Origin of the sequence: Geomicrobium sp. JCM 19037, from assembly GCF_000698105.1 — a bacterium.
In the GTDB taxonomy this organism is placed as follows: Bacteria; Bacillota; Bacilli; order Bacillales; family Marinococcaceae; genus Geomicrobium_A.
The window spans coordinates 1-12040 of record NZ_BAWZ01000025.1 but is presented as its reverse complement, the minus strand read 5'-3'; the positions used below and the strand labels follow the sequence as shown (position 1 = coordinate 12040).

Sequence of the window (12040 nt, the reverse complement as noted above, 5' to 3'; positions counted from 1 at the left end):
GCTATGGATCAATTTAATCAAGCAGGAAAACAAGAATCAATTACCCCTAATCAAGACACGCTCGGAAAGCACCGCTCGATGTTGGCAATTATCGTGTCTAAATTTTTTCAAAACAAACTCGCCGTCTTTGGTTTGGCGATGCTATTTATTATTATCGGTTCAGCTGTTTTTGCGCCGTTAATTGCTCCACATGATCCGAACCACCAAACCTTGATTGCCCGTTTGCACGAACCGAGTGCTGAATATTGGCTCGGTGCGGATCAGTTAGGACGAGATTTGTTTAGTCGGTTATTGTATGCTGGTCAAATGTCACTGCTCGTTGGATTTGCTGCCATGGCTAGTTCTACATTTATTGGGGCGACCATTGGCGCAATTGCAGGATACTTTGGCGGTTTGATTGATAACATACTGATGAGAATTGTTGATATTATTATCTCATTCCCAAACATCTTCTTGCTCATTACGCTTGTGGCATTATTTAGACCAAGTCCATTTTGGCTCATTGTTATGTTCGCTATTCTTACATGGACAGGAACCGCTCGTCTCGTTCGCGGGGAGATTCTATCGTTAAAACGTAGAGAATATGTGCTAGCTGCTCGGATATTAGGTTTGCCAAAGTGGAGAATTATCTTTAACCACATATTGCCAAATGCCATTGGCCCACTCATTGTATCCGCTACATTAGCAATCGGTGGATATATTATTGCTGAATCAACACTTAGCTTCTTAGGCTCGGGATCAGTCCGCCAACAGCGACGTGGGGGAATATGCTTTCTGCAGCACAAAACCTAACAATTTTCCAGACTGCCTGGTGGTATCCGCTATTCCCAGGGTTAATGATCTTTATCACTGTACTTAGTTTTAATTTCGTCGGTGATGGATTGCGAGATGCACTAGACCCTAGAGTTGTGGAGAAATAACCATATGTTTATTTAGTAGAACAGGCCTTTAAACGGGCTTGTTCTATGTTTTTTCAAGGAAGTAAGGGTCTTACTAAAAGATAAATATTCATAATATTATTATTTATCTAAAATGAAATAATCATTTAGTAAGGGTGGATCGATAATGTTATGAATCGCAATGTCTCTTTCGTCATCGTAGCGGTTGGCACGCAATCCTTGCAATCAAGTATTATCTTTATCACGTTTGCCTGGTACTTTACGACGATTACCGAGTCTGCAGTCGCATTTGGCTCGCTTATGGCTTTTCGATACATACCAGGCATACTGCTTACGATGTTAAGTGGCGTGGCGATTGATCGCACTGATAAGATAACACTCGGATTAGGGGCGAGTATTTGGCACTTGATCACTCTCTGTATTTTTTTAGTGATTGGTTTAAACGAGGTCGTAGCGGTTGGTGCCGGATACTGGGTGTATGTCGCGCTCGTTGTCATTATGGGTATGGCTTCAGCGGTATTGTCTCCACTCGAACGCACGCTCACGCCCATCCTTTCCAATGAAGGTGAGTTGAAGTCTGTAAACAGTGTAATTACAGCACTATCCCAAGTTACAAGTCTGATCGGTACAAGTATCGCCGGAATTATGATTGCTGTTACCGGTTTTGGTGTGACGATACTTCTCGCGATTAGTTTATCAATTGTTTCGATCAGTTGTTACTTTATTTTAAAAATACGAGTACATATCCCGAGAAACGAAAAAACGAGTTCAGGCACATTGAATGCATTAAAAGAGTCATTCCAACAAATAAAAAAACAAAATTGGATCGTAATCGGTGTATTGTCTGCAGTGTTCACGAATATGGCGTTCGTCATGATTATGGATGCAGCTTTGCCGTATCTATTCGCGGATATTAGCATTAACGGATCAGCGGCTTTAGGGGTTTGTTTCACTGCGATCGGACTCGGAACACTCATCGGTGCAGCCCTAACGTTCCGCATGAAAAAGATCACATTCGATGTATCCATTACGTTATATATCATTTCTAGTTTAGCTGTCGTTTGTGCAGGATTTCTTATTGATCAAATCATCTTTAGCATCCTTTTGTTCGGCATATTCGGATTGTTATCAGCCCGTTATCGATTATTTTCACGACCGAAATTCAAGAAAGCACACCGAAAAATATGTTAGGCAGTACGATGGGGATGCTTTCTTCAGGGGTGACCATTGCCCAACCGTTAGGCGTGTTTATTGCAGGGTTCATCCTCATGGTCGTAGACAGTGAATTTGTCATCTTAATCGCAGCATGTATGTCGATTGTAGCTGTCATTATCGGATGGCGAAAAATTCGCGAGCAAGGAAACGAAGAGAAGCCATCCGAAGTGGCGTAATCGGTAGGATTGGAAGGTAGAGACCGTATGTTAATTAAAGGAAGTCACATATTAGACATAGCTACAGGTAGTTATACGTTACAAGATATTCGCATCGAGGCAGGGCTATTTTCAGAAATGGGTGCACTTCGATCACGAGTAGGGGAACAAGTCATTAATGGCGATGGGTTGTATATGATTCCGGGCTTAATGGACTGCCATTGCCACATTAGCGCAAATTATGCATCCCTTTTTCTGGCAGCTGGAATTACGACGGTACGCAATACTGCTGGCAATCATCTCTTGCTCTCATCTATTCGAGAAGCGGAAGCACACGAAGCGGTTCCCCGTCTAATTACAGCAGATCGTATGATTGATGGTACTCCAGGGTCGTGGGGAGAAACGAGTCATGGATCATTATCAACAGATGATCTCGAAGAAGCGAAAGAAGAAGTGAAAAGGCAAGTTGAGACGGGTGTAGACTTCATAAAGGTTTACTCAAAGATCACTGAAGAAATGTTAAAAGAAGTCATAAAGGAATCTAAAAGAAATCATTTAGACGTTAGTGCCGATTTGCTAGGGGCTGATTCACTGGATGCAAAGGTGGCGGTCGAGGCAGGCGTCCGGTTTCTGGAGCATAACTCAGGGATTATGCAGATGCTTCACCCTGGCTGGCATATGAATGCAAGTGATGATCTTTATGAACCAGTTTTGCAGCCGCCAAATGAAGAAGAGATCGCTCGTGTTTTGCAACCGTTGCTAGCGCGGGACACGATTCTTGTACCAACAATGGAATTGTTCAAACAAGCAGCTGATTATCCAAACCATCGGGTGTCGGACCGCTTTATCAGCCCGAGTTTATTACAGGTGTGGGAACAAACAACCCCTCATGTTTCGTCGTGGCGCTTTCAGGCTATTTTCACTTATACGAAAGCGATAACACGAGTCTACCATCAGTTAGGTGGGACGGTTTTAGCAGGAACCGACTCGCCAGCGATCATCTTTACAAATCCAGGGGCTAGTTTGCACCGTGAGTTAATGTTACTCACACAATCCGGTTTGTCACCATATGAAGCGTTGAAAAGTGCAACAATCGTTCCTGCTCGTGTGTTAAATCGACCTGATCTTGGTGAAATTAAACGGGGGAATCACGCGGATTTCGTGCTATTAAAAGAAGACCCTCTTAAACACATTGAAAACGTTAGTAAAATTGCAATCATTGGCAAGGGAGGTCAGTGTTACTCTCAAGCAGAGTTATTCGCTCAAGCAGAGTCGGATGAGAAAATTCATATTGATGAGCAAGAATTTATGTCACGCTGGCAACAACACCTCGATCTTGGAATGTACGATAGATTGTGTGAAAAATACTGGATTGGTACACTTGATGAATAGAGTAAGGAAGGTGGCTTCTTCATGTGTACAGGTTCCGGTAAATGGTTAAGCGCGACATGACAACGAAAAAACTAACGTTATTAGCGGTGATTATTGCACTTTGTGTCGTCGGACGCGTCGTGTTTGTGTTCATTCCTAACGTACAACCGGTGACAGCAATTATTATTTTATCTTCTTTTTTTATGGGGCCAGTCTTTGGTTTCCTGCTTGCCGTAGGCAGTGCGGTTATTACGAATTTATTTTTAGGCTCTGGCGTTTGGACACTTTTTCAAATCGTCGCTTGGGGGTGTATTGGATTTCTTACTGGAGGAATTGGAAAACTGTTTCCGAACACGAATCGCTACGTGTTGGCAGCCATTGGCGGTGTGCTTGGGTACGTATACGGGGCGATCGTCTCTTTAAACATGCTGCTTTTTGCCAATAATTACTGGGCGTATTATTTAGCAGGTTTGCCATTCGACACCGCGCACGCCATCGGCAACGTCGCGTTCGTCCTTCTCTTATATCCGTTTTTAAAATGGTCATTCAAAGAATATCGGAAAACAAACTATGAGGAGCTTTCTTGAACTACTCGGCACGACAAAATAGTAGAGCAGAAGGCGGACTGAGGTCACTGAAAAAGGGGAATTGAAAACCCCAAATAGATCGGATCGTTCGCGTTAAAGATTGGCTTAGAAAGTGAGGAGCTTCTTTCGGTGACTGTGCACGTTTGCTTACGCATTTTAAAGAGTGGCTCCTGGCTATGGTAGGATTTTTTGCAAGTAGGGAGCCGATTTAGCTAAAATCTTACCATTGTTTTGTCTATGGTGGGATTTTCGGTTTCTATGGTAGGATTTCCAAAAACAAAACGCGGAGAAGGAGAGAAATCTTACCACAGGAAGCTCTATGGTAAAGTTTTCGTCCTGAGCCTAGTTGGTGCCAAGGAGGATGCGGGAAGAGGCAAATTGAAAAACGTATAATCTTGTTTTTAGTAGAAGATCCCGCATAGACGCTGTCTTTGATGGTATTTATGTTGATGAGGACACACTTTTTGCTGGAATCCCCACATAGAAAGGCAATATCCCCTCGTAGACGGCTCTATGAGAGGATTATTTGCATCCACGCCCCCGATCACTGGAATCCCAAAATAGATCGAACTCCAAGGGTTGCACGAGTAACATATAAAGTGAGAGAGTATTTTTTCAGCCCTCCCCCGTTTCACCAATTGGAGGTGCTCGGTTGCGTGTGTGCATACTCCCCAGACATCTGAGTGACCAGTGTTTTTCTGCTTCTGACAAGTTCACCACGTACTCACGACACCGTGACCGCGAATGACCAGCTCTCTCTTGAACCGCAGGTTTCCATAAACTTATTGCCTTGTTTATTCAAAAATAGGAGAAGTGATCATTGAAAATCATACCCTAGAAGTTTCGATGATCTAGTTATGGAAACTGTGGAACGCTATTCACTAAGACGCGATGAACGTGTAGAGAGAGCCATCCGGATTCGCCCCGTTGTAACTTGGCACTATGTGAATACGAGTAAATCCGTACCCGGTCAGTATGTCTTTAAATTCTTGGACCCCGTACCAGTGGAGGGTGAACTGTGAAAGCTCCGTATGTAGAAGCTGCCCATTTCGCCACTTTTCATATTTGTGCAGATCGATCGTGTATTGGCGTTCCCAGTTTATCTCGGCAGATGTGGACGTGAGAACGATGCTTCGTGAATGCTTGTTTGGATTGATTTTGTCATGACCTTTCCTTCTTGCCAATTAATCGGAAGAAGCATATCGACAATGATTTGTCCGCCTGGCTGTAAATGGGTTTTGAATGAGGATAACATTTGTTCCAATGCCTCTCTTCCCGGTAATAGATTCAGGCTGCCAGAAGGCATAATAATGGCTTCGTATTGCTTTGGCAATGTCAATGTTGTGAGGTCTTGCTCATACAAGTTGGCGTGGAGTTCTGCTCGTTGCAAATTTTGTTTGCACACATCCAACATTTGTTCTGACAAATCGACACCGTCAACGGCAATGCCTCGTTGAAGAAGGGGAATGAGCATACGACCTGTACCGACACCCGCTTCCAATACACTGCCTGTAACATGATTGAGTTGTTCCGTGTAAAATTCGATATCTCCAGATAGTGATGTACCCACCGGTTTAGAAACTTCATAAAATTGTGCACTTAATTCTCCGTATTCTGTAAACATTTGACGCCCCTCATCGTTTTTACTAACTATATCACGATGCGAAGAAAAAGATCATATATACAGAGAAAGCGAGAATAATGAGCCAGCTAATCATCACAATGATTTTACCGATGGGGTGGCGATGATACACATACACAGCTGGAAAATAGTAAACGAGAACGGCTCCTGTAAATATCAAACCGCTCGATATGTATTCTGGGTCATACGTATGGCGATTGAAAAATAAGTGCAAGCAAAACCCAATGCCAAATAGGAGACCAAACATATACAATGGGAAGGTTTGTCTAGCCATAAAACACCTCCGAATCTTAGGATGAAACGATCAAAATTCCAACACAGGTTTTCTTGTGATGGAATTTTGATATCGTCTTGTCTATATGATCAATCGTCTGATTGTGCTTGTTCAATTTCTTTGGCAACGACATTTGCATCTGTACGACGGATGACGACGCGCTCGTCGATTTCACGAAATACATAATTCACGTCACTCTCGTCGTCTTCTTCGACGAGTGCAAGAATAAATGGGTTCTCCGCATCAATATCCGTCATTTTCCCATCTACGATTTCGCTCTGGTCTTGAATTTTATCTTGAGTAACAATTGTACCGATCAGTGTGCCGATACCACCGCCGATGAGTACACCAAACGGTCCGCCAAGAATTCCAACGAGGCCGCCAATGATGCCACCTTTAAACCAGTCGTTGCTTCGTTCTTGCTCTGTTGTGAATCCGTCTCGGTACACCATATCATCATTTATACTTTTCTCTACAACTGCAGCTTGTACGATCGTATGGTTTGGCCCTTCTGCTCGTTTCTTAAGTTCTGACAGCGCTTCAAATGCTTGTGCTTGTTCTGGGAACTTGACGAGTAAAAGAGATTGATTGTCTTGATTTTTAGCCATTGGTCCACGAGCCCTTTCTCTATAAGAAGTTTCATTTTATCATTCCCGATTTATGTACGATCAAACCTCGTGATGAGTCTGGTATAATAAAACGATAGACAGCATTCTTTGGAAGCTGTACTTTTTGAAGTGAACAACAGATGTATTTGCTTCGAGTGTGAAAACCGGAGACAAAGGATGCCGACGTTGTTCGAAAGGAAGAGACATGTACCGTCATATGATGAAAGCGAAACTTCACCAAGCCGTAGTGACTGAGGCGAACTTGAACTACGTAGGCAGTATTACTATAGACGAAGACTTGCTAGATGCTGTCGACCTAATGGAAAATGAAAAAGTGCAAGTGGTGAATAATAATAACGGAGCAAGACTGGAAACATACATCATTGCAGGTGAGCGTGGCAGTGGGGTCGTTTGTTTGAATGGAGCAGCTGCACGGTTAGTTCAACCGGGCGATACGGTCATTATTATCGGTTACGCCGTCGTTCATGAACAAGAACTGAGTGCTTTCCAACCGCGGGTGGCGATCATGAATGCAAACAATGAGATCATTGAAATGATGGGCACAGAGCCTGCGGATACCGTTCGAACGCATGATTAAAACGTTGTAAATCAGGAGTAACAATGGACATGCGCACGCGTAAATACAAAAGGATTTAAAAAAAACAGGTAAAAGTGTTGCATTTGTGTGTGTGTCCGTGCTACTATAATTTTTGTCGGACAAGATACGTTATACATTGCACGGAGGAGTACCCAAGTCTGGCTGAAGGGAGCGGTCTTGAAAACCGCCAGGGGGTTAACGCCCCGCGGGGTTCGAATCCCTCCTCCTCCGCCATTATTACACAAACCAAACCTTCCACAATTGCTGGAAGTTTTTTTGTATGTAAATTTATATAGAAAGAAGTCGTTTCACATGGAACAAACACAATTGGATGAATATTATATGCGTTTGGCCTTGGAAGAAGCGATGAAAGCGGCCCGTATTGATGAAGTGCCGATTGGGGCTGTGCTCGTCTATCGGGCGAGGTGATTGCAAAGGCGCACAATCGACGTGAACATGATCAGCATACGTTTTCCCATGCAGAATGTGTCGTCATTCGTGAAGGGAACGAACATGTGGGTTCTTGGAGACTAGAAGAATGCACATTGTATGTGACACTTGAGCCGTGCCCGATGTGCGCAGGGGCTTTGTTGCAAGCCCGGGTGCCAAGGGTGGTATTCGGTGCACGGGACCCAAAGGCCGGTGCTACGGGTTCTCTCTACAATCTTCTTGATGATGAACGGTTTAATCATCGGAGTGAAGTGATTGGCGGTGTGCTCGAAAACGAGTGCGGGACGATGCTGTCTTCTTTTTTTAAAGAGCTTCGTGAAAGAAAGAAAAGAAACAAGCATTGATTTCTCGTAATTGATGATTTATACTTTTACATGCCGTGCTAGGTGGGGAATTAGCGGTGCCCTGTACTTGCAATCCGCTACAGCAAGACTGAATCCCTTCCTGAGGTTTATACGCTGCGAGGTCTGCCCTAAGTAAGTAGTGTTGACATTTGGGTTCCACGCAACGGGAACTCGTGAACCCTGTCAGGTCCGGAAGGAAGCAGCAGTAAGCGTGACCTTTCGTGTGCCGTGGAGTTGCCTGGATCGAGCCAACTGCTTAGGTAACGCTTGTGGTGTATAGATCGATGGAAGGTGCGCGGCTACATAATGGAGAGTCTCTCTTGTTTAAAGAGGGGCTCTTTTTAGGTTTTGAAAATCGACTATGGAACAAGTATAATAAAAGCAAACTGCGTGAAGTCAGAGGATGGACGAAGGAAGGGGGGTTCGATTGAGTTACCAAGCGTTGTATCGTGTGTGGCGCCCACGAAGGTTAGAGGATGTGGCTGGGCAGAATCATATTACGAAGACACTGCAAAATGCGTTATTGCAACAAAAGGTCGCTCATGCGTACTTGTTTAGTGGGCCAAGAGGGACGGGTAAGACGAGTGCTGCGAAGATCTTGGCAAAAGCGATCAATTGTGAACATGCGCCAGTCGCTGAGCCGTGCAATGCGTGCCAGGCGTGTGAAGGAATTCAGAGCGGCGCGGTCGTTGATGTAATTGAAATCGATGCGGCATCAAATAACGGAGTGGATGAGATTCGCTATATCCGAGATAATGTCATTGCTGCACCGCGAGATGTACGGTTTAAGGTGTATATTATTGATGAGGTGCACATGCTTTCAACAGGAGCGTTCAACGCGTTATTAAAAACGTTAGAAGAACCTCCAGCGCACGCCATCTTCATTCTTGCTACGACAGAACCCCATAAGATTCCACTGACGATTATATCGAGGACCCAGCGGTTTGATTTTAAACGAATTGGTCCGGAGACGTTAATGGAACGCATGCGCTATATCGTTCAAGAAATTGGCGCGGAGGCGGAAGACGATGCCTTCAATTCATTGCGCGAGTTGCCGAAGGTGGGATGAGGGATGCGCTTAGTTTGCTTGATCAAACATTGTCATTTTCCGAAGACCAAACGGTGCGTTCTGGTGATGTGTTGACGATTACGGGTGCAGTCTCACAGCAATTTCTTACCGACGCGGTGAGAGCATTGGTGAATCGGGATGCTCAAGCGGCTGTGCAAGCTGCGGATGCGCTCGTGCGTGAAGGGAAAGACCCGTTACGGTTCATGGAGGACCTCATTTATTACTTGCGAGACTTGTTGTTGTACCAAACCGCGCCTTCGCTGGACACGTTATTAGACCGTGTTCAAGCGGATGATGCGTTTGCAGAATTGGCGAAACTCGCCGATCGAGAATGGGTCTATGATACAATTGAGACGCTCCATCAAGAACAAAGAGAAATGAAAGGGGCATCACACCCTAAGATTTTCTTGGAAATGGCCCTCATTCATGTAGCCCAAAAGAATAAAACGGTTCAGACTGAATCATCGGTTGATGATGAAGTGGTCCAACAGTTAAAAGAACAAGTGTCTCTTCTCCAAGAGAAGCTTGGAAAAGTAAGTGCGTGCAGTCCTTCTTCTAGTGAGGAGGAAGCGCCTAAGAAACAAAAGGCGAAGCGCAAACCGCAACCAAATGCGCAAAATAGTGCATCAGTGAAACAAGCGCAGCGGATGTTGCCAAACGCTTCGAAAGAAGAACGTGCGAAAGTAGAAAGTCGTTGGGCGGACACCTTGCGCACGATTAAACAAGAGAGTGTGCCCGCATCCGCTTGGATTAATGATGCGAAGCCTGTAGCAGCTAGTACAGAAGCAATCATTCTCGTGTTCCAAAACGAAATGCACAGAGGGATGATTGACGATAAGTTTCGGACGTTGACGGAACGGGCGATTGCGTCTAATAATGAACATAGCTATCAGATAATTAATCTTTTGCATCACCAATGGGAAGAAATAAAATCTTCCTACCGATCGAAAAATGCAGAAGAAGAGTCAGGCGAAGAAGAACAACAACCGCAAGAGCCTCAAGAAGATCCGCTTGTTTCTGAAGCGCATAAATTGTTCGGTGAGGAGCTCGTCGAAATTGTCGACGACGCACCACCTAAACCTTAAGGAGGATATCAAACGATGAAAAATATGGGAAATATGATGAAACAAATGCAAAAGATGCAAAAGCAAATGGCGGAAGCGCAAGAGAAGCTAAAAGAAAAGACAGTAGAAGCAACTGCAGGCGGTGGCGCAGTTAAAGTTGTTGCCTCAGGGGATAAGCGTATCCTCGATATTCAAATTGATGAAGAAGTTGTCGACCCAGAAGATGTAGAAATGCTTCAAGATCTTGTGCTTGCGGCGACTAATGATGTGTTGGCTCAAGTTGACAAACTCGTTGAAGAAGATCTCGGTAAGTTTACTAAAGGGATGAATCTTCCGGGCATGTTCTAGGAGGAATGGTTTGTGCAATACCCTGCACCGATCTCAAAATTAATTGATGGGTTTATGAAATTGCCAGGGATTGGCCCAAAAACGGCAGGTCGCCTTGCTTTTCACGTACTCAATATGAAAGAAGACGATGTGTTAGATTTTGCGAAAGCGTTAGTGAATGCGAAACGAGATCTTACGCATTGTTCGTCTTGTTTCTATATTACCGATAAAGATCCATGCCTCATTTGTGATGACTCACATCGTGATCGGTCAATGATCTGCGTAGTTGAAGATTCTAAAGACGTTATGGCCATGGAGAAAATGCAGGAGTATCGGGGTTTGTATCACGTATTGCACGGGGCGATCTCACCAATGGATGGGATTGGCCCTGAGGATATACGAATGCCAGAACTCATTAAACGTCTGCAAGATGATACGGTTCAAGAAGTAATCGTCGCAACAAACCCTTCAATTGAAGGTGAAGCGACAGCGATGTATTTGTCACGGATGATTAAACCAACAGGCATTCGCGTAACGCGCCTTGCTCATGGTCTACCGGTTGGTGGAGATTTAGAGTATGCGGATGAAGTGACCCTTTCACGGGCAGTGGAAGGGCGGCGAGAGTTTTGAGAAGAAAAGCGAAAATCTACCATAAAGAAAAGAAACGTCTATATGAAGTGTTAGATGCGCAGAAATTCAAACTTAGCTCACAGAAGAAGCATATGGAAAAGAGCATTGATCCAAGTAGAGAAGCGTTAGCGCAACTGAAAATGGAAGAAGCCAAATATCGGTTCCTTCTTAAAGAAGCGAGAAGATGGTAAAATCGGCGAAGTCGTCCCCGGATAATGAGTAGGGGGTGATTTCGTTTTTGTTTAGTTACCTATGAATTTATTTAAAGAAGTAAGCAAGTCCACACATGTCCAAGCATAGTATGGTTATAAAGCTATGAAGGAGGAATGATTGTGGATCCTGTAATCATTATTTCTATTGTAAGTGCGATATTATTTGTAGGTGTTATTGCTAGTGCCTCGCTAAAGCCAATAAAGTGGCTAGGCAGTGGCGCAGTTCGAATTCTCATTGGCGCGATCGCTCTTTTTGTTATTAATTTATTCGGAAACTTAGCAGGGATTCATATGCCAATCAATCTGTTTACATCATCGGTGGCAGGAATCCTTGGTATACCAGGCGTTATTATGCTCTTCGCTGTTCATTACTTCGTGCTTCCTTTCTAAAAATACACACCCTATAAAATTATTTTAAAAAAATATTACTAGAATCGTTGACAGTAGATTAGAGAGCTGATAATATACTAAGAGTCGCCGCAAGAGAGGCAGAAACGCCGACAGAAACAACGAAAAAGAAACAAAAAAGTTGTTGACGCGGACGACGCAAGATGATAAGATAATCAAGTCGCTGTTAAAGGCGACAACGCAAATA

The 12040-nt window shown here is 44.1% G+C and carries 14 protein-coding genes, 1 tRNA gene, 1 other RNA gene and 2 pseudogenes; 15 read left to right on the top strand and 3 right to left on the bottom strand.

The window, feature by feature from the left end; translation table 11 throughout:
* Positions 1-3: 3 nt before the first annotated feature.
* The 5 genes and pseudogenes from opp4C to JCM19037_RS14155 all read left to right on the top strand — a co-directional run bounded on the left by opp4C (position 4) and on the right by JCM19037_RS14155 (position 4227).
* Positions 4-920 (top strand): annotated as a pseudogene (gene opp4C / locus JCM19037_RS14170) (oligopeptide ABC transporter permease).
* A 150-nt stretch (positions 921-1070) separates the two neighbouring features.
* Positions 1071-2090: an MFS transporter gene (locus JCM19037_RS14165; RefSeq protein ID WP_052363904.1), complete on the top strand. Its 1020-nt coding sequence runs from the start codon at positions 1071-1073 to the stop codon at positions 2088-2090.
* Positions 2084-2290: a hypothetical protein gene (locus tag JCM19037_RS23055; protein ID WP_052363903.1), complete on the top strand. Its 207-nt coding sequence runs from the start codon at positions 2084-2086 to the stop codon at positions 2288-2290. The genes JCM19037_RS14165 and JCM19037_RS23055 overlap by 7 nt, the downstream gene beginning before the upstream one ends.
* Before the next feature lie 27 nt (positions 2291-2317).
* Positions 2318-3661 carry an amidohydrolase family protein gene (locus tag JCM19037_RS14160; RefSeq protein ID WP_042402242.1) on the top strand — a complete coding sequence of 448 codons (1344 nt, stop codon included), beginning with the start codon at positions 2318-2320 and terminating at the stop codon, positions 3659-3661.
* A gap of 56 nt (positions 3662-3717) precedes the next feature.
* The gene (locus JCM19037_RS14155) at positions 3718-4227 is read left to right on the top strand and encodes an ECF transporter S component (protein ID WP_042402313.1); all 510 of its coding nucleotides are present in this window, start codon (positions 3718-3720) and stop codon (positions 4225-4227) included.
* A 1099-nt stretch (positions 4228-5326) separates the two neighbouring features.
* Here the strand turns inward: JCM19037_RS14155 and JCM19037_RS14150 are convergent.
* The 3 genes from JCM19037_RS14150 to JCM19037_RS14140 form a co-directional block, all read right to left on the bottom strand.
* Positions 5327-5851, bottom strand: a complete 525-nt coding sequence (locus JCM19037_RS14150) for a class I SAM-dependent methyltransferase (RefSeq protein WP_052363902.1) — start codon at positions 5849-5851, stop codon at positions 5327-5329.
* Between the two features lie 31 nt (positions 5852-5882).
* Positions 5883-6143 (bottom strand): hypothetical protein, encoded by a 261-nt coding sequence (locus JCM19037_RS14145; protein ID WP_152549079.1) that lies wholly within the window; start codon positions 6141-6143, stop codon positions 5883-5885.
* A gap of 89 nt (positions 6144-6232) precedes the next feature.
* The gene (locus JCM19037_RS14140) at positions 6233-6751 is read right to left on the bottom strand and encodes a hypothetical protein (protein WP_042402237.1); all 519 of its coding nucleotides are present in this window, start codon (positions 6749-6751) and stop codon (positions 6233-6235) included.
* 205 nt (positions 6752-6956) lie between these two features.
* Here JCM19037_RS14140 and panD point away from each other — a divergent pair, with 205 nt between their 5' ends.
* The 10 genes and pseudogenes from panD (at position 6957) to JCM19037_RS14100 (ending at position 11835) form a co-directional block, all read left to right on the top strand.
* Positions 6957-7349 (top strand): aspartate 1-decarboxylase, encoded by a 393-nt coding sequence (gene panD / locus JCM19037_RS14135; protein ID WP_042402234.1) that lies wholly within the window; start codon positions 6957-6959, stop codon positions 7347-7349.
* A gap of 142 nt (positions 7350-7491) precedes the next feature.
* A tRNA-Ser gene (locus JCM19037_RS14130) sits at positions 7492-7583 on the top strand.
* Between the two features lie 78 nt (positions 7584-7661).
* Positions 7662-8143, top strand: a pseudogene (gene tadA / locus JCM19037_RS14125) (tRNA adenosine(34) deaminase TadA).
* 33 nt (positions 8144-8176) lie between these two features.
* Positions 8177-8442: signal recognition particle sRNA large type (gene ffs, locus JCM19037_RS24435), an RNA gene on the top strand.
* A gap of 128 nt (positions 8443-8570) precedes the next feature.
* Positions 8571-9212: a DNA polymerase III subunit gamma/tau gene (dnaX, locus tag JCM19037_RS29415; RefSeq protein WP_307189814.1), complete on the top strand. Its 642-nt coding sequence runs from the start codon at positions 8571-8573 to the stop codon at positions 9210-9212.
* Positions 9209-10297, top strand: a complete 1089-nt coding sequence (locus JCM19037_RS29410) for a hypothetical protein (RefSeq protein WP_373900962.1) — start codon at positions 9209-9211, stop codon at positions 10295-10297. Before dnaX ends, JCM19037_RS29410 begins: the two co-directional genes overlap by 4 nt.
* A gap of 15 nt (positions 10298-10312) precedes the next feature.
* Positions 10313-10624 (top strand): YbaB/EbfC family nucleoid-associated protein, encoded by a 312-nt coding sequence (locus JCM19037_RS14115; RefSeq protein WP_042402231.1) that lies wholly within the window; start codon positions 10313-10315, stop codon positions 10622-10624.
* Positions 10625-10636: 12 nt separating this feature from the next.
* On the top strand, positions 10637-11233 hold the full coding sequence (recR, locus tag JCM19037_RS14110) for a recombination mediator RecR (protein WP_042402229.1): 597 nt from the start codon (positions 10637-10639) through the stop codon (positions 11231-11233).
* Positions 11230-11424, top strand: a complete 195-nt coding sequence (locus JCM19037_RS14105; RefSeq protein WP_042402226.1) for a DUF2508 family protein — start codon at positions 11230-11232, stop codon at positions 11422-11424. Before recR ends, JCM19037_RS14105 begins: the two co-directional genes overlap by 4 nt.
* 141 nt (positions 11425-11565) lie before the next feature.
* Positions 11566-11835 carry a pro-sigmaK processing inhibitor BofA family protein gene (locus JCM19037_RS14100; protein ID WP_042402223.1) on the top strand — a complete coding sequence of 90 codons (270 nt, stop codon included), beginning with the start codon at positions 11566-11568 and terminating at the stop codon, positions 11833-11835.
* Positions 11836-12040: the final 205 nt, after the last annotated feature.